The organism is Mesorhizobium montanum (assembly GCF_033977145.1).
In the GTDB taxonomy this organism is placed as follows: domain Bacteria; phylum Pseudomonadota; class Alphaproteobacteria; order Rhizobiales; family Rhizobiaceae; genus Mesorhizobium; species Mesorhizobium montanum.
This window is the reverse complement of record NZ_JAVIJF010000006.1, coordinates 86632-103884: the sequence shown is the minus strand read 5'-3', so window position 1 is coordinate 103884 and position 17253 is coordinate 86632. Positions and strand designations below refer to the sequence as shown.

At 62.0% G+C, this 17253-nt stretch carries 17 protein-coding genes; 8 read left to right on the top strand and 9 right to left on the bottom strand.

The window, feature by feature from the left end:
- Nucleotides 1-9 precede the first annotated feature (9 nt).
- The 8 genes from RFM68_RS09875 (at nt 10) to RFM68_RS09840 (ending at nt 8387) form a co-directional block, all read left to right on the top strand.
- Nucleotides 10-624, top strand: coding sequence for a DUF1326 domain-containing protein (locus tag RFM68_RS09875; protein ID WP_320232552.1), 615 nt, complete (start codon nt 10-12; stop codon nt 622-624).
- A gap of 53 nt (nt 625-677) precedes the next feature.
- Complete coding sequence (gene pcsA / locus RFM68_RS09870) at nt 678-1439, top strand: phosphatidylcholine synthase (protein ID WP_430694841.1); 762 nt, start codon at nt 678-680, stop codon at nt 1437-1439.
- Nucleotides 1440-1560: 121 nt separating this feature from the next.
- Entirely contained in the window at nt 1561-2538 is a 978-nt protein-coding gene (locus RFM68_RS09865) for a quinone oxidoreductase family protein (protein ID WP_320232550.1), read from the top strand.
- Nucleotides 2539-2752: 214 nt separating this feature from the next.
- Nucleotides 2753-4330 (top strand): ABC transporter ATP-binding protein, encoded by a 1578-nt coding sequence (locus tag RFM68_RS09860; protein ID WP_320232549.1) that lies wholly within the window; start codon nt 2753-2755, stop codon nt 4328-4330.
- On the top strand, nt 4327-5457 hold the full coding sequence (locus RFM68_RS09855) for an ABC transporter permease (RefSeq protein ID WP_320232548.1): 1131 nt from the start codon (nt 4327-4329) through the stop codon (nt 5455-5457). Before RFM68_RS09860 ends, RFM68_RS09855 begins: the two co-directional genes overlap by 4 nt.
- A complete protein-coding gene (locus tag RFM68_RS09850; protein WP_320232547.1) occupies nt 5457-6377 on the top strand; it encodes an ABC transporter permease in 921 nt (306 codons plus the stop codon). The genes RFM68_RS09855 and RFM68_RS09850 overlap by 1 nt, the downstream gene beginning before the upstream one ends.
- Before the next feature lie 51 nt (nt 6378-6428).
- Nucleotides 6429-7496, top strand: coding sequence for a BMP family ABC transporter substrate-binding protein (locus RFM68_RS09845; RefSeq protein ID WP_320232546.1), 1068 nt, complete (start codon nt 6429-6431; stop codon nt 7494-7496).
- Nucleotides 7497-7949: 453 nt separating this feature from the next.
- Nucleotides 7950-8387 carry a hypothetical protein gene (locus RFM68_RS09840; RefSeq protein ID WP_320232545.1) on the top strand — a complete coding sequence of 146 codons (438 nt, stop codon included), beginning with the start codon at nt 7950-7952 and terminating at the stop codon, nt 8385-8387.
- Between the two features lie 89 nt (nt 8388-8476).
- Here the strand turns inward: RFM68_RS09840 and rimO are convergent, their stop codons facing one another.
- The 9 genes from rimO to RFM68_RS09795 all read right to left on the bottom strand — a co-directional run bounded on the left by rimO (nt 8477) and on the right by RFM68_RS09795 (nt 17245).
- On the bottom strand, nt 8477-9790 hold the full coding sequence (rimO, locus tag RFM68_RS09835; protein ID WP_320232544.1) for a 30S ribosomal protein S12 methylthiotransferase RimO: 1314 nt from the start codon (nt 9788-9790) through the stop codon (nt 8477-8479).
- A gap of 126 nt (nt 9791-9916) precedes the next feature.
- On the bottom strand, nt 9917-10576 hold the full coding sequence (locus tag RFM68_RS09830) for a TerC family protein (RefSeq protein WP_320232543.1): 660 nt from the start codon (nt 10574-10576) through the stop codon (nt 9917-9919).
- A gap of 186 nt (nt 10577-10762) precedes the next feature.
- Nucleotides 10763-11170 (bottom strand): DUF930 domain-containing protein, encoded by a 408-nt coding sequence (locus tag RFM68_RS09825; protein WP_320232542.1) that lies wholly within the window; start codon nt 11168-11170, stop codon nt 10763-10765.
- Between the two features lie 415 nt (nt 11171-11585).
- Nucleotides 11586-12566 carry an NAD-dependent epimerase/dehydratase family protein gene (locus RFM68_RS09820; protein WP_320232541.1) on the bottom strand — a complete coding sequence of 327 codons (981 nt, stop codon included), beginning with the start codon at nt 12564-12566 and terminating at the stop codon, nt 11586-11588.
- 1 nt (nt 12567) lies between these two features.
- Complete coding sequence (locus tag RFM68_RS09815) at nt 12568-13506, bottom strand: sulfotransferase (RefSeq protein ID WP_320232540.1); 939 nt, start codon at nt 13504-13506, stop codon at nt 12568-12570.
- Nucleotides 13503-14696, bottom strand: a complete 1194-nt coding sequence (locus RFM68_RS09810; protein WP_320232539.1) for a DUF4915 domain-containing protein — start codon at nt 14694-14696, stop codon at nt 13503-13505. The genes RFM68_RS09815 and RFM68_RS09810 overlap by 4 nt, the downstream gene beginning before the upstream one ends.
- On the bottom strand, nt 14693-15406 hold the full coding sequence (locus RFM68_RS09805; RefSeq protein WP_320232538.1) for a glycosyltransferase: 714 nt from the start codon (nt 15404-15406) through the stop codon (nt 14693-14695). Before RFM68_RS09805 ends, RFM68_RS09810 begins: the two co-directional genes overlap by 4 nt.
- Complete coding sequence (locus RFM68_RS09800; protein WP_320232537.1) at nt 15381-16295, bottom strand: transketolase family protein; 915 nt, start codon at nt 16293-16295, stop codon at nt 15381-15383. Before RFM68_RS09800 ends, RFM68_RS09805 begins: the two co-directional genes overlap by 26 nt.
- Entirely contained in the window at nt 16292-17245 is a 954-nt protein-coding gene (locus RFM68_RS09795) for a transketolase (RefSeq protein WP_320232536.1), read from the bottom strand. Before RFM68_RS09795 ends, RFM68_RS09800 begins: the two co-directional genes overlap by 4 nt.
- Nucleotides 17246-17253: the final 8 nt, after the last annotated feature.

Here is a 17253-nt window from a genome sequence, read left to right as displayed (position 1 = left end):
GAGAAATCGATGACCGACCAAAGCTGGGCAATGAAAGGAGAGCTGGTGCTCTCCTGCAATTGCACGGTTTTCTGTCCCTGCGTGCTGTCGCTTGGCAGCCATCCGCCGACGGAAGGCTACTGCCAGACCTGGGCAGGCTTCCGCATCGATGCGGGCCATTTTGGCGAGGTCGATCTGTCGGGCCTCAATCTCGGACTGATCATGGAAATCCCGGGCTATATGAGCCGCGGCAACTGGACTGCCGGCCTGTTCATCGACCAGCGCGCCTCGGTTTATGCCGTGAAGGCGCTGACCAAAATCTTCACCGGCAAGGCCGGCGGCACCACTTCGCTGCTGTCGATCCTGGTCGGGAAATTCCTCGGTGTCGAACAGGTGCCGATCACCTACGAGACGCGCGACAAGACGCGTGTCTTCCAGATCCCGAAGATCATCGACGGTGCGGTGACGCCGATCCCCGGCAAGGACCGCGAGAAGGACACGGTGATCAGCAATTCCGAATACTGGATCGCGCCGGAAATCATCGTGGCGAAGTCGGACAAGAGCAAGATGCGCGCCTTCGGCCGCAACTGGAATTTCGCCGGCCGCTCGGCCGAAATCTGCAAGCTGGACTGGCGGGGACCGTGAGCAAGGACACAGCTGCCAGGAAAGCGGCAAAGAAGATCGCGGAGCGGCTTCCGCTGCCGAGGAAGAAGGTGACATGGCCGCAGGCGCGCGCCTTCTCCGTCCATCTGCTGACCGCGTCGGGCTCGTTCCTGGCCTTCCTGTCACTGGTCGCCGCCAGCGAGGAACGATGGACTTCGATGTTCTGGTGGTTGGGTCTGGCGCTGTTCGTCGACGGTATCGACGGCCCGATCGCCAGAAAGCTCGAGGTCAAGGAAATCCTGCCGACATGGTCGGGAGAGCTCCTCGACAACATCATCGACTACGTCACCTACGTGCTCATCCCGGCCTTCGCGCTCTATCAGCGCGGTTTCATGGGCGAGAATCTTTCCTTCCTGTCGGCTGCCATCATCGTTGTCTCCAGCGCGATCTACTATGCCGACACCGGTATGAAGACGAAGGAGAACTTCTTCAAAGGGTTCCCCGTCGTCTGGAACATGGTGGTGTTCACGCTGTTTGTCATCGAGCCGGGGCAATGGGTTTCCTTCGCCGTGGTGGTGGTCGCCGGCATCCTCACCTTCGTGCCGATCAACTTCATCCATCCGGTGCGCGTCGTGAGGTTGAGACCGCTCAATCTCGGCATGACGCTGTTGTGGTGCGCCTTCGGCGCGCTGGCGCTGGCGCAGGCGGCGCTTGCGGCCTTCTATGACAAGATCGGCGTGCTCGGCGAGCAGGTCGGCGACTTCACCAAGATCGGCATCACGATCACGGGCCTCTATCTTGCTTGCATCGGTGGCATCATGCAGATTTTTCCCAGTCTGGGCGTCAAGAAGTCCTGATCCTGGATCAGGATGACATTTGTTGAATGGTCATCCTGATTTTTTGTTCGACCATGATCTTTCCCGAAGACAGGGTCGCGGTCATGCTTCAGATCCTGTCCATCCTTCAAAGAGTTGAGCAATGTCCAAGGCAATCCGCATTCACGCCCATGGCGGCCCCGAAGTGCTGACTTACGAGGATGCCGATCCTGGTCAGCCGGGAGAGGGCCAGATCCTGGTCCGGCACACCGCGATCGGCTTCAACTTCATCGACGTCTACCACCGTTCCGGACTTTATCCGCCGCCCGGCGGGTTTCCGCTGATCCCGGGCAGCGAGGCGGCTGGCGTCGTGCTGGCGCTCGGGACAGGCGTCGACTGGCTGAAGCCCGGCGACCGCATCGCCTATGCGGTCAATGTCGGCGCTTATTGCGAGCAACGGGTGATCGCCGCCGACCGTGTGGTCAAAGTGCCGGACGGCATCAGCGACGAGCAGGCAGCGGCGATGATGCTGAAGGGCATGACGGCAGAATATCTCTTGCGCCGCACCTTCGCCGTGAAGGCCGGCGACACGATCCTCTACCACGCGGCCGCCGGCGGCGTTGGCCTGATCCTCGGCCAATGGGCAAAGCATCTCGGCGCGACCGTGATCGGCACCGCCAGCTCCGCCGACAAGATCGAGCTCGCCCGGGCGCATGGCTTCGATCACGTCATCAACTACAAGGAGCAGGATTTCGTCGCTGGCGTCGCCGCGCTTACCGGCGGGAAGAAATGCGATGTCGTCTATGATTCCGTCGGCGCCGACACCTTTCCGGCATCGCTTGATTGCCTGCGGCCGCTCGGCATGTTCGTCAGCTTCGGCCAGTCGTCCGGGCCGATCCCGCCTTTCTCGGTGTCGCTCTTGGCGCAGAAGGGCTCGCTCTTCGCCACAAGGCCGACGCTCTTCGTCTACAATGCCAAGCGCGAGGATATGGTGGCTTCGGCGCAAGCTCTCTTCGATGTGGTGCTCAGCGGCGCGGTCGACATCAAGATCAACCAGCGTTACGCGCTGAAGGACGCCGCGCAGGCGCAGTCGGATCTCGAAGCCCGCAAGACGACCGGCACGACCATCCTCATTCCCTGAGCCGGCTGCCTTGTTTTTCAGCGCGTTGCCACGCAGGAAGGCGCGGCTTGGCCGAAAAGCCCGCAGGTTTCTCCGCTGCTCCCAATAGTTCTATCTTACCTCTTGAGTTTCCGCTGGAATTCTTGAAGCTCTTTCAAGTTGGGTGCTGCTTTCCGATGGGAGCTGGCCGCGCATACCATGCTTTCGGGAACACAGAACATATCCGGGAACCTGGATGGGAGGCACTGTGAGTGCAGATCATGACGGGGCGAACCTGCTCGAGGTTCGCGGCCTTACAAAGATTTTTGGCACGCTGACGGCGTGCGATCACATCGATCTCAACATCGCGAGGGGCGAGATCCACGCGCTGCTCGGCGAGAACGGCGCCGGCAAGTCGACGCTGGTCAAGATGCTGTTCGGATCGCTCGAGCCGAACTCGGGCGAGATCTTCTGGGACGGCAAGCCGGTCAAGATCACCAGCCCGGGCTTGGCCAAGAAGCTCGGCATCGGCATGGTGTTCCAGCATTTTTCGCTGTTCGAGGCGCTGACCGCGGCCGAAAACATCGCGCTTTCGCTCAATGACGGCTCGCCGATCAGCACCATCGCAGCGAAGGCGAGGGCGCTGTCCTACAGCTATGGCCTACCGCTTGATCCGGACTCGCTGGTCGGCGACCTCTCCGTCGGCGAACGCCAGCGCATCGAGATCATCCGCTGCCTTTTACAGACGCCGCAGCTCATCATCCTCGACGAGCCGACCTCGGTGCTGACGCCGCAGGAAGCCGACAAGCTGTTCGAGACGCTGGAGCGGCTGCGCGCCGAAGGCAAGTCGATCCTCTACATTTCGCACCGGCTGGAAGAGGTCAAACGCATCTGCGATCGCGCGACGGTGCTGCGCCACGGCAAGGTCGTCGGCCACTGCAATCCGCGCCAGGAGACGGCCGCGTCGCTTGCGCGCATGATGGTGGGCAGTGAGGTGAAGGCAGTGGTGCGTGCTCCTGCGGAAGGCATCGAGACCGCGCCGGCGCTGCTGGAGGTCCGCGGGCTCACCCGCAAGCCGGCGACGCCGTTTGCCATTCCGCTGAAGAATATCAATCTCACCGTGCGCGCCGGCGAAGTGATCGGCATCGCGGGTGTGGCCGGCAACGGCCAGGGCGAGTTCTTCGAATCCGTCTCCGGCGAAGTGTTGCAGCAGGATGCGGGTTCGGTGCGCATCCGCGGCAAGGATGCGGGAGGTCTCTCGATCACCGGCCGGCGGCTGATGGGCGCCGCCTTCGTGCCGGAGGAGCGCCTCGGTCATGGCGCGGCGCCGCGCATGAAGCTTTCGGAGAACCTGCTGCTGTCGCGTCATGCGACCGACGGCAAGGCGTTCGTCGGTAGCGGCGGTATGGTCAAGAACGGCGCCGTTTACAGCGCTGCCCAGCGCATCATCACCGCCATGGATGTGCGCAAGAGCGCGCCGGATCCGGAGGCGGCCGCGCTGTCGGGCGGCAATCTGCAGAAATTCATCGTCGGCCGCGAACTCGACCGCAAACCGAGCGTCATGGTCGTCAACCAGCCGACCTGGGGCGTCGACGCAGGTGCGGCCGCGCACATCCGCCAGGCGCTGATCGAGCTTGCCCGCAGCGGTTCCGCGGTCCTGGTCATCAGCCAGGACCTCGACGAATTGTTCGAGCTGTCGGACGCGATTGCCGTCATGCACAACGGAGAACTGTCGAAACCGCTACCGATCGCTGAAGCGACTTTCGAAAAGATCGGTCTGTTGATGGGCGGCGCCGAGCCCGGCCACGCCGAACACAGCCTGGAGGTTGCGTGATGCGCATCGAACTGGTCAAACGTCCGCAGCGCTCGGCGCTGTTCTCGGTGCTGTCACCCTTCATCGCTTTCGCGCTGACAATCGTCGCCGGCGCCATCATGTTCGCATTGCTCGGCGTCAATCCGCTCAATGCCTTCGAAATCTACTTCGTCGAGCCGATCAGCCAGGTCTGGCAACTGCACGAGCTGGCGATCAAGGCGGCGCCGCTCATCCTGATCGCGGTCGGCCTTTCGGTCTGCTACAGGGCCAACATCTGGAACATCGGCGCCGAAGGCCAGTTCGTTTTCGGAGCTATCTTCGGCTCGATCATCCCGGTCTTGTTTCCGCAGTTCGAAGGGCCGCTGGTGCTGCCGCTGATGCTCCTGCTCGGCATGGTCGGCGGGGCTCTCTATGCGTCTATTCCGGCGTTGCTCAAGACACGCTTCAACACCAACGAGATCCTGACCAGCCTGATGCTGGTCTATGTCGCGCAACTCTTTCTCGACTGGCTGGTGCGTGGCCCGTGGCGCGATCCGCAGGGGCATGGCTTTCCGCAGACCATCCAGTTCGGCGATTCGGCCGTTCTGCCGGAGCTGATGCCCGATGCCGGCCGCGCCAATTGGGGCTTCGTCTTCGCCGTGGTTGCCGCCGTGCTGGTCTGGCTGATGATGAGCCGCATGCTGAAGGGGTTTGAGGTGCGCGTTCTGGGCTCCAGCCCGAGGGCAGGGCGCTTCGCTGGCTTCGGCTTCAACAAGATGGTCTTCTTCACCTTCATTCTGTCCGGGGCGCTGGCTGGTCTGGCGGGCATTTCGGAAGTTTCCGGCGCCATCGGCCAGTTGCAGCCGGTGATCTCGCCCGGCTACGGCTTCACCGCCATCATCGTCGCCTTCCTTGGCAGGCTCAATCCGCTGGGCATCGTGGCCGCAGGCCTTGTGCTGGCGCTGACCTATCTCGGCGGCGAAGCGGTGCAGAGCGCGCTCGGCATCTCCGACAAGGTGGCGCGCGTCTTCCAGGGCATGCTGTTGTTCTTCGTGCTCGGTTGCGACACGCTCATCCACTACCGCATCCGCCTGATTGGCATGGCGCTGACGAAACAGAATGGCGTTGCGAAACTCGAAGCAGCGCCGAAGCTCGGGGAGGCCCGCTGATGGACATCGCCGTCAACATCCTTTTGACCATCGCGACCGCGGCGACGCCGCTGCTGATCGCGGCGATCGGCGAGCTGGTGGTCGAGCGCTCCGGCGTTCTCAATCTCGGCGTCGAAGGCATGATGATCATGGGCGCCGTCGGCGGCTTCGGCGCCGGCTACCTCACCGGGTCGCCGTGGATCGGCCTGCTTGCGGCGATCATCGTCGGGGCGCTGTTCTCGCTGCTCTTCGCCGTCATGACGCTGTCGCTCGCGACCAACCAAGTGGCGACCGGCCTGTCGCTGACGCTGCTCGGCCTCGGCCTTTCGGGCATGATCGGCACCAGCTTCGTCGGCCAACCGGGCGTGAGATTGCCCAATCTCGATATTCCGGTGATCAGCTCGATCCCGGTGGTGGGCAGGCTGATCTTCGGCCAGGATCCGGTCTTCTACATTTCGATCGCGCTGACCGCGGCGGTGATGTGGTTCCTGTTCAAGACGCGCACCGGGCTCACCTTGCGCTCGATCGGCGACAGCCACACGTCCGCGCACGCGCTCGGCATCAAAGTCATCCGCTACCGCTATCTCTCCGTGATCTTCGGCGGCGCTTGCGCCGGCCTCGCCGGTGGCCACCTGTCGCTGGTCTACACGCCGCAATGGGTGGAGAACATGAGCGCGGGCCGCGGCTGGATCGCGCTGGCGCTGGTGGTGTTCGCCTCCTGGCGCCCGTGGCGCGTGCTGGCCGGCGCCTATATCTTCGGCGCGGTGTGGATCGGCCAGCTTCATGCACAGGCTTTTGGCATTCCTGTGCCCTCGCAGTTTCTTTCTTCGTTGCCCTATCTGGCAACCGTCGTGGTTCTCGTTCTAATCTCGCGCAACAAGCGTCTGACGATGATGAACACGCCGGCTTCCCTGGGGCAGCCATTCGTTCCGGATCGTTGACAACAACAAAAAGACGGGAAGCTCCAAGGCTTAACTCAGAGAGGTAACACAATGAAAAAACTGCTTATTGCGTTGATGACCACGACTGCGGCCCTGTCGCTGGCGGCAACCGCGGAAGCCGCCGACAAACTCAAGGCCTGCTGGGTCTATACCGGCCCGATCGGCGACTTCGGCTATTCCTACCAGCACGACCAGGGCCGCCTCGAGGTCGAGAAGGCACTCGGCGACAAGGTCGAGACCGCCTATCTCGAAAACGTGTCGGAAGGTCCTGACGCCGACCGCGCTTTCGAGCGTCTGGCGCGCGAGAAGTGCAAGATCATCTTCGGCACCTCCTTCGGCTTCATGGATGCCGAAGTGAAGGTTGCCAAGAAGTTCCCCAAAGTGATGTTCGAGCATGCCACCGGTTTCAAGACCGGCGACAATCTCGGCATTTACAACGCCCGCTTCTATGAAGGCCGCTATGTGCTCGGCCAGATCGCCGCCAAGGAATCGAAGAAGGGCCTCGCCGGCTACATCGTCTCCTTCCCGATCCCGGAAGTGGTGATGGGCATCAACTCCTTCATCCTCGGCGCGCAGTCGGTCAATCCCGACTTCAAGGTGAAGATCGTGTGGGTGAACTCCTGGTTCGATCCGGGCAAGGAAGCCGACGCCGCCAAGGCGCTGTTCGACCAGGGCGCCGACATCATCGTCCAGCACACCGACTCCACGGCCGCCCTGCAGGTGGCCGAGGAGCGCAAGCTGCACGGCTTCGGCCAGTCGTCCGACATGATCAAGTTCGCACCGAACGCGCAGCTGACCTCGCTGACCGACGAATGGGGCCCGTACTATATCAGCCGCGTCCAGGCTGCACTCGACGGCACCTGGAAGCCGGACAATGTCTGGCTCGGCATCAAGGACGGCGCGGTCAAGCTCGCGCCCTTCACCAATATGCCCGACGACGTGAAGGCGATGGCCGAAGCGACCGAAAAGAAGATTGCCGGCGGCTGGAATCCCTTCACCGGACCGGTGTCCAAGCAAGACGGCTCGCCGTGGCTGAAAGACGGCGAGGTCGCCGACGACGGCACGCTGCTCGGCATGAATTTCTACGTCAAGGGCATCGACGACAAGCTGCCGCAATAAGCGGCGACGAAGTTTCGAACCGGAGAGGGCGCCTCGTGGCGCCTTCTTTCGTTTGTGAGATCGATTGGCAAGACTTCCCGTTCCAGGCGAAAGCTGTACCTGGCTTGTGCCGGAGCGTTTCACCGTTTCACGGAAACGGCGAACTGCTCTATCTCTTTGTTTTGACGCAATTCCGGACGGAAGGCTACGACGAAGTCGTCGAGCCTAAACCGCTCACACTTTTCCTGGAATTGCTCTAGTGGGCTAAAGATCCATCAGCGGTCTTGCGTGCCGAATATTTAAGATCAACTTCGCTTCATATTTTATGAATTCGGTAATTTTACGAGACCAATGCAATATCCTTGCAGCTTGAGTAACCGCTTTCACATACGCCGGCGACCACCACTTCCATGCTGATCATGCAACTGAGACGAAATCAGCTGGCGTAACAAAGCGCCCGCAGAAGGGGGTCTTATGCAATTGAATAAAAAGCTTCTGGCAATCATCGGGAAACGCTTTCCCGCAATCTACGACGTCATCCCGCGCGGACCACAGGGTGGGCTTGTGCGGGTCGCACTCAATCCGCAGCCGCTTCCGCCACATGAACTGGGCGCCGCGGTCGCTGACGAATTTGTCCGCTACGCCTGGGTAGCCGAGCGAGGCGGGCTCGATATGAAAGCGCTTTTGAGCGACCTTGACGACTGGTGCCCCACGCGACCCAAGATCCCGAAGTTTCCGCCGTGGTGGGGACCGTTTCCGGAGCCGGAGCCGCGCCCCGAATGGTTCGTGGACTACCATTTGGGATTTGCAGCACGGCTGTCGGCGGTCGCAACCGAGGGCACGCGCCTCGATGGGGCCCTCGATCAGGTGATCGACCGTTCCCTGGCCGCAATCGAGGCGGTGAAGCTCTGACGGGACGCCGCTGAAGCCGTGAGGCTGTCAAGAGTCCAAGGGCGCCTCAGGGCGCCCTTTCTCATGGAATATCTGCCTTCGCGCGGGTATCAGACCGCGGAACCGTACAGGTCGTAAGCGTCGGCGCGGTCGATCTTGACGGTGACGATCTCACCGGCGCGCAGCGGGCGACGCGACTGGATATGGACCGAGCCGTCGATCTCCGGCGCATCATATTTGGTGCGGCCCTTGGCCGATGTGCCGTGCGCCTCGTCGATCAGCACCGGCAGGCGCTTGCCGACTTTCTTGCCGAGTTGTGTCGCGGAGATCTTCTGCTGGCGCTGCATGAAACGATGCCAGCGCGCTTCCTTGACCTCCTGCGGCACCTGCTCCAACCCGAGATCGTTGGAACGCGCGCCTCTGACCGGCTCGTATTTGAAGCAGCCGGCGCGGTCGATCCTGGCCTCGTCCAGCCAGTCGAGCAGCATCTGGAAATCGTCTTCAGTCTCGCCGGGGAAGCCGACGATGAAGGTCGAGCGTATAGCGAGGTCCGGGCAGACCTCGCGCCAGCCGCGGATGCGGTCCAGCGTCTTTTCGCCATGCGCGGGACGGCGCATGTTCTTGAGCACCCGCGGTGACGCATGCTGGAAGGGAATGTCGAGATAGGGAAGGATTTTTCCTTCCGCCATCAGCGGAATGACGTCGGCGACATGCGGGTAGGGGTATACATAATGCATGCGTACCCAGATGCCGAGCTTGCCGAGTTCTTCCGACAGATCGAGGAATTTGGCCCGCACCTCGCGGTCGCCGAACATCGACGTCTGGTACTTGATGTCGATGCCGTAGGCGCTGGTGTCCTGCGAGATGACGAGGATTTCCTTGACGCCTGCCTTGGCGAGCTTTTCGGCTTCGCGCAGCACATCCGCCGCCGGCCGTGAGACGAGGTCGCCGCGCAGTGCCGGGATGATGCAGAAGCTGCAGCGGTTGTTGCAGCCTTCGGAAATCTTGAGGTAGGCGTAGTGGCGCGGCGTCAGCTTCACGCCCTGCGGCGGCAAAAGGTCGATATAGGGATCATGGCTCGGCGGAGCCGCCTCGTGCACGGCCGCCATGACGCTCTCATAAGCCTGTGGGCCGGTGATCGCCAGCACGTTCGGATGCTTCTCGCGGATGACATCCGGCTCGGCGCCGAGGCAGCCGGTGACGATGACGCGGCCGTTTTCCGAAAGGGCCGAGCCGATGGCGTTGAGCGACTCGTCACGCGCGGAATCGAGGAAGCCGCAGGTGTTGACGACGACGAGATCGGCGCCGTCATGCTTGCGCGCGATCTCGTAGCCTTCGGCGCGCAGGCGCGTGATGATGCGCTCGGAATCGACGAGCGCCTTCGGGCATCCAAGACTGACGAAACTGACACGTGGGGCGGACATAAGGTTTTCCGGGCTTTTTGGGGATCGGCGGCGCAATACCACACTAATTGCGGCATTGGTATGGGCTGGCCCATCCTGCGGCAAAAACGCATTGCCGAGCGCCACCCATGGAGCAGATGGAATGCTTCAACTCACCGCGGCATTGACGTGCGGCCAGACTTCGACCGCGCCGCGATAGATCATGTCGAGCGCGACATAGAGAATGATCAGCAGGCCGATGTAAGCGATCCAGCGGTAGCGGTGCAGGAGCCTGGCAATGAAGCTCGCGGCGAGGCCCATCAGCGCAATCGACAGCACGAGGCCGATGACCAGCACCGGGAAATGATCGCGGGCCGCGCCTGCGACCGCCAACACGTTGTCGAGCGACATCGAAACGTCGGCGATGACAATCTGCAGCGCCGCCTGCCCAAGCGTCTTGCGCCGCGCCTTCCCCGCAATCGCCTTGTCGCTGTTCAGGTCGGAATTGGCCAACGCCTCCGTCGCCTCGTGCTCATCGGCATGAGAGGTGCGCAACTCGCGATACATCTTCCAGCACACCCAAAGCAGCAGGATGCCGCCGGCAAGCAGCAGCCCGACAATGGCGAGCAGTTTCACCGTGATGGCCGCAAAGAAGATGCGCAGCACGGTCGCCGCGAGCACACCGATGAGGATTGCCTTCTTGCGTTGATCGGCGGGCAATCCAGCCGCGGCAAGGCCGATGACGATGGCATTATCGCCCGCGAGCACCAGGTCGATGGCAATGACCTGGAGCAGGGCGGTCAGGCTTGCGGCGCTGAAAATATCCATCGGCTGGAGGCCCTTTGCTGTTCGCGGAGTCTCGATCGTCGACTGTCCTGACGCCCTAACGTGTATGGTTCCCACGCGTCAAGAGAACAGGCCGGGACAGACCTTCTCAGGCACCCGTTCCATCAAATATCATAGGAATTTTGCGGCTGTTATGTCGAACGGAGCGCGGCTCGTCGCGATCGCGGATCAGTCGTAGAGATTATATTTGGCCCAGTCGGATTCCGGGATTTCATCGCCGATCTTGTAGCGGAACTGCAGCACTTCCATATGGTCCGGCGCGGTCTGGCATTTGAACTTCAGCCGGTACCACTGACCCTTGCTGCGGAAGGCGGCACCGGAGCTCTTGATGGCGTCGGCACTCATCTGCGGCGTGGCGAAAGCGTAGGCCACGACGCGGTCGGCCTTGTAGTTGTGATCGTCCTGACTGATCCGGTCGAGCACCTCGGCGTCACACCGCTGCTCGAGACGGGTCTCCGGATCGAGTTTCATCAGGCCGGCGCGCAACGCATTGTCCATCGCCTTGGCCGGCCAAGTCAGCGCCAAAGACGCCAGAACCATCAGGCAGAGCTTTTTCATCGGCGCGACAAGCAGCATATTTTGTCCGAGAAATCAAATAAACGCTGTTTCACCAACCGTTGACTGTCATGTCAGGTCGCGCCGGTATCGGTTCGGTCGGTCAACCAACACACTCATCATGCAGTCATTGGTGGCTGCAATTTTTCAGAATCACTAATAAGCATGGAATGTCTGTGTCGGCGTTGGGGTCGTCACGTTGTGTTTTTCCTGTAATGGGGCCGCGATATGCCCAGAAAAAGTCAGCCCCGACAGCATGGCTCCGATGTCCCCGCGCGGAATGCCATTCGATTGCGGGGCCGGCCGGCCCGCCCATCATCACTGCGAATTCCGTGGCAGAAAAAGCCAGAAAATCCAGATGGTTCGATACTTTCCGCGACGCCTCCTTCCGACTGCCAGACCTCCGGCCCATATCATTGGCGACCGGTCGGCGTCTTCAGCCTGAACTGGCAGGGGAGAGGTCGAGGCTCGATCGATAGAAATCGAGGCGATCGCGATCTTTCCGCAGCCATTCGATCGTTTGTTGCAAACCGGTCCGCAACGTCGTTTGCGCGTTCCAGCCTAGCTCCGTCGCCGCGTGTCGGGTCTCGGCCTGCCAGATATCCGTGTCCCAGTCCCGATCGGGCATGCTCTGCCAATGCGGTTCAGCCTCGCAGTCGGTGATGCCGCGCACGAGATCGACAATTTCCGCCAGCCTGGTTTGTCGACCGGTGCCGATGTTGAATATTGCCCCAGGATCCGCCAGCGGACGGGTGGCCGCAATGATCAAGGCGTCGATCACGTCACCGACCCAGATGAAATCACGAGCTGTGTCGGGATTTGCAAGCGGCGGCCATTTCCCCGCCATCCCGTGAAGAAGCAGGGACGGCACGAGGCGCCGCGGTTCTTCCCACGGCCCATAGACCGAATAGAGGCGAAGCGTTGGAATGCGGACCCCTGATTGTCGCGCGACATCGCGACAGAAGGCGGTCGCCGCTGCCTTCGAGATCGCATAGGCTCCTTCGGGCTCGGTCGGCTCATCCTCGGAAGGGGCGTGCCTCTTGCGACCGTACTCCAGCGAACTCCCGGTATGCACGAAAGCTTCGACATTTACCTTCAGCGAGGCAAGCGCCAATGTGCGGGTGGCCTCCAGGTTGGTGCCAGCAATCGCGGCAGCATCGGTCTGCCATGAATATGCGCCATGCGCCGCCAGATGAAACACGTAGCGGGGCCGTAGTCGATGCAGCAGCGTCTCCACCGACGATGCGTCTGTCAGATCGACCACATGCGTCGAAAGTTTCTCCTGTCGTGCAGGAACACGCCAGGTCGCGAAGCCCGGCCGCAGCAGGAGATCGACCTGCCAATCCATGGACAGCAACCGTCTGACCAAACCCGCGCCGACAAACCCGCTGCCGCCGGTCACGACGACGCGCTGCATCTCAACTGGCCCGCATTCTGGCGAAGTCGCCATAGTCGAACACATCGAGATACTGCCAGGCGGCGTCGGCAACCCTCGTATGCTCCTCAGCCGAGAGTTCCGCGGCTGTCGCGCGATTGGCATCCGGCGTGGCGCGGCGGATCGTTCCCCAGGGATAGACTTCACGCAACGCCAGACCGTTCCATGTCGGGATCGAGAGCGCGGCGTGATCGTCGATGCCCAATGCGGTCAGAACCGGCGCCAGAGCCTTGCGTGCGTCGGACACGATATCTTCCAGCCTGACGATGTGAACCCGGTCCGGATGACGCTTGCGGGCAAGCAGGGCGTGGTACTGGTTGAGGCACCAGGCTCGCATGTAGTCCGGCAAGCGCATGGGAACCGGCCGCTTCTTCGTATCGGCATAGGCGGAGAACGGATTGCGCACGACATGCAGCATGTGCGCGTCCGGCATTGCGGCGAGAATTGCCTCGGTATCCACCGTGATGATCGGACTGTAGCCGACATAAACCTTCTCGCGGCCGCTGCCGTTGTAATCTTTCCAGGTATCGAAGGTGGACCTGAAAAAAGCCGCGACGTTATTCGCGGCGCCGCGGCCACTGGCTTTCACATACTCGATGTATCGGTCGCAGCGTATATCGTCGTCGAAGTCGAAGGCCTTGTCACGAAACTTGCTGACATGCGGTGTGCGGGCGCGCACCTTGCATTCTTCGTCGATGATCAGCCTGTAGTCGTCCAGCGGACTTGCATCCAGCGCGAAGACCGGCCAGCGGTACTTCACCGGGAAAAGCGACGTCAGCGCATCATTGACGAGCCGTGTACCGATTTGCGACTCGAATGGATAGACGAACATTTCCGGATGGCCGTCGAGGAACCGGTGCGTGGTGTTTCCGCCATTCTCGTACATGGCGCCCAGCATCAGCAAACGAAAGCCGTCAGTCATCGATTCTCTCCTACATTACTGGAAGCGTTTTGCCAGGCGTAGAACAGCGTGCGCTCCGCATCCGGGTGCCGATCGATTTCAAACGGAAGGCGATCGATTGTCGACGATGGAACCGCCTCGATCGCGAAAATCTGGTTGCCGGACGGCCAGATCAGGCTGGCCACGATGCGACCGGCTTTGACGTCGACCGCGTGCAACCCGCAGACACATTCGTCGGGATCGAGCCCCGGCGCATAGGCGCGAAAACGCGGGATGATCCGTGAGGTTCCGATGATCGCAATGTCGCCGATCGCGCATAGGCCCCTGGTCCAGCCCGGCAGGCGCGCGACGACCTCCGTGCTGCCATCCTGTCCGCAGTCCACGATGCTGCCAAATCCACTGTTCGCCACCCACAAGGCACCGCCGACAAAGCGGGGCGAGTGCGGGCGGGTCAATCCACGCGTCATTGGCGATCGGGTCGCGCCGCTGAAAACAACACCGCGTCCTTCCGCGGCAAATTCAATCTGGCCCGGTCGTGCGCCGACGAGGTCGTCCCTGGACGCCGTGAAGTAGCTTTCGGCGAGGCTCTCCCCGGCCGCGATGCCGTTGAGCTGCAAATGGTTCAGGCCGAAATCCGCTCCCGTGGCTCCCTCGATGCATGACGGCCACCATACCCGGCTGCCATCGCCGCCCGCCGGAAATGCCATGATTGCGTTTTCGCCAACCGCGCTGGCATGAAGTTGAGGGCCGATCATCGCCAGATCGTGCAGATACGTGCTGCCTGGCAGGAAGCGGGCACTCGCGGGCATGAGCACACGACCGGCAAAGCCATTCGATTCGAGATCCCTGCGCGGCAGAAGCCGGTCCGTGGGCCGCAACGTGTACAACACGTTGGGATTGCGTGTGCTTGCGACGTGGACCTGCCCGCATGCAGCATCGAAGGCGATGCCCGACGGATGCGGCAGCCGCAGGTAACTCACCCGGGGCGATCCCGAGCCCATAGAGAGCGCCATCAGAAGATGTTCATATTCGCGGCTGACCAGCAAGGTGACGCCGGCCTCGGCGAGAATTTGCCACCACGGCCCGGTCACCTCCGCATCGAGCAGGCTGCTATCGACTGCTCCCGCGTCCTGCCACTGCGCCACGACGGCGGCCGGGTCGCGCCACGCCTGATGATCGGCTTGGAAGCGTGCGTTGGTTTCGTCGCTCAACTTTGCAATCTCATTCGCAGCGCTCCGCGATAGAGCCGGACGGCCGTCCGCCAGCCGGTTGTCGAACGACCGCCGTGCCGAGGACCGGATGCCATGTCAAAGGGGGCGATCGAATATCCGTGGCGGCGACAGACCATGCAGAATTCCAGATCGATCAGGTCGTCGTCATGCTGCAGATCAAGCAGCGCCGCGAAGCGACGATGAAACAGTTTCGGCGTGCCGTTGATATCGCGCAAGCGCAGCCCGAACAGCAGCCTCGCCTCGAGGTTGTACAGCCGCGATCCGAGCGCGCGAAGCCACGCCCTGCCATGCTGTCGCTCAGCTTTGAGGATGCGGTCCGGCCGGCTCATTCCGATATCCAGCGCCCGCCGCAGATCATCTCCGCTTGTGCGCGCCGAATTCGTGTAACACAGAAATTCTCCCCGGGCGGCTGCCAGGCCATCCCTGACCGCACGACCCCAGCCGGCATGGCCGGCGGACAAGGCGCGCACATTGGCATGGCGGGTTGCCAACTCCGTACAGAGCGCAGCGCTTTCGTCACGCGATCCATTCTCGACGAGGATGATTTCCCAAGGCACCGAAAGGTCGAGCAGAGCGGCGTGATATTCGCCAACCACGCTGACGACATGGTCGGCCTGGTTATGGATGGGAAGAATGATCGATACTGTCGGACCCATGGCAAATCTAGAAAAGCAATGTCTGGGCAGCAACTGCAATTGCGTCAGCGGTCAAGCCATTGCGTTCCAGCAACCAGGCTGCGCTGCCGCCACGGCCTGCACCGGGCTGACTTGCCGCGAGCCGGCGGAAAGGTCTCGCCAACCGGGCTTCTGCCAGAACCTCCGCAACCAATGAACCCAGCCCTCCTGCCTGCTGATGCGCCTCGATCGTCAGGACGGCGCTGGCATCTGCCAAGGCGCTTCGCAAGTCCGCCAATGGCGCAGGCGCAAGGCAAGGCACGGACAGCACCATCGCCAGCATGCCGGCGCCTGCCAGGATTTCCGCCGCCCTCATGGTCTCCACGACCATCGCGCCCGTCGAAATGAGGAGTATGTCGGTACCCCGACGCAAAGTCTGAGCCCGCGCGAACTCGAATCGGCCGCCCGAAATCGCGACCTGCGGACTGTCCTTGCCCAGCCTGAAATAAATCGGCGAGGGCGCTGACCACAGGCACTGCAGCGCCGCGGCGGCCTGAGGTCCATCGATCGGAGCAAGGACCATCATTCCAGGCAGCGCGCGCATCACGGCGATGTCCTCGAGGCTATGATGCGTCGACCCGCCCGTGCCGTAGTCGAAGCCGCCGCCGACGCCGACGATGCGGACAGGCAGTTCGTGCGCAACCGGACCGTTGCGAATGAATTCGTAAGGCCGCAGCGTCGCAAAGGTTGCGATCGAATAGCAGAACGGAAGGAAACCGGCTTCCGCCAGACCGGTGGCGACGCCAATCATGTTCTGTTCGGCGACACCGACATTGACGAACCTGTCCGGATACGCCTGTGCGAACGGCTCCACGACAGAGAAGCCGAGGTCGGCCGTCAGCAACATTATGCGCCGATCGGAAGCGGCCAGTTCGCAAAGCTTGGCAATGAACTCGCGCCTCACGCCAGCGCCTCGCTCTGCGCAAGGGCTATCGCGTATTGCTCGTCCGACATTGGCAAATAGTGCCAGCTTACCTGCCGCTCCATGAAACTCACGCCGCGCCCGGAGACGGTCTGGGCCAGCACCACCAGTGGCTCTTGGGGATCAGGGCTTAGCGCCTTGCGAACCGCCGCGGGCACATGCCCATCCACCTCCCGGACCGTCCATCCACAGCTCGCCCAGCGCTCCGGCATCCGACTTTGATTCAAGATCTCGGCGGTAGGGCCCAGTGCCTGCTGTCCATTGACGTCAACGATAACGATCAAATTCGCGAGCCGATGGTGCCCGGCGAACATCGCGGCCTCCCATGTCGCGCCTTCATTGCACTCGGCATCGGACAGCAAGACATATGTGCGGCGGTCCTTGCCGAGCAAACGTGCGGCAAGCGCCGATCCAGCGGCAATAGACAGACCAAGACCGAGCGAGCCCGTCGAGAAATCGACGCCGGGCAGGTGATGTGTCGGGTGCACGCCCAGGCGGGAATCGTCAGCGCAATAGCTTGCCAGTTCGGCACGGCTGAGCCATCCGCGCAGGAACAAAGCAGCGTAAAGCGCGAGGGCGGCGTGGCCCTTTCCCAAGACGAAGCGATCACGATCCGGATCGTCCGGCGATTTCGATCGTATCACTCCACCGTAAAGCGCGGCGAGGAGGTCTACCACAGACAGCGCCGAGCCGATGTGGCCGACATGGGCGCGATATGATTCTTCAAGGATCAACCTGCGGAGGGCCCGCGGAGTCACGGTTTGCCGGTCAGCGAACAACCGATCGGTCTCCATGACAGCCCGCGGCGTCCATGGTAGTGGTCGACATGCGATGCCCTCCCGAATGATCCGATATCCTAGCGCGTTAATTGCCGATCTTGAAAGGCGACCTGTTGCTCTTCTTTGTTTAGGAATTTTGCTTGCCTGGCTCATGGCGGGCG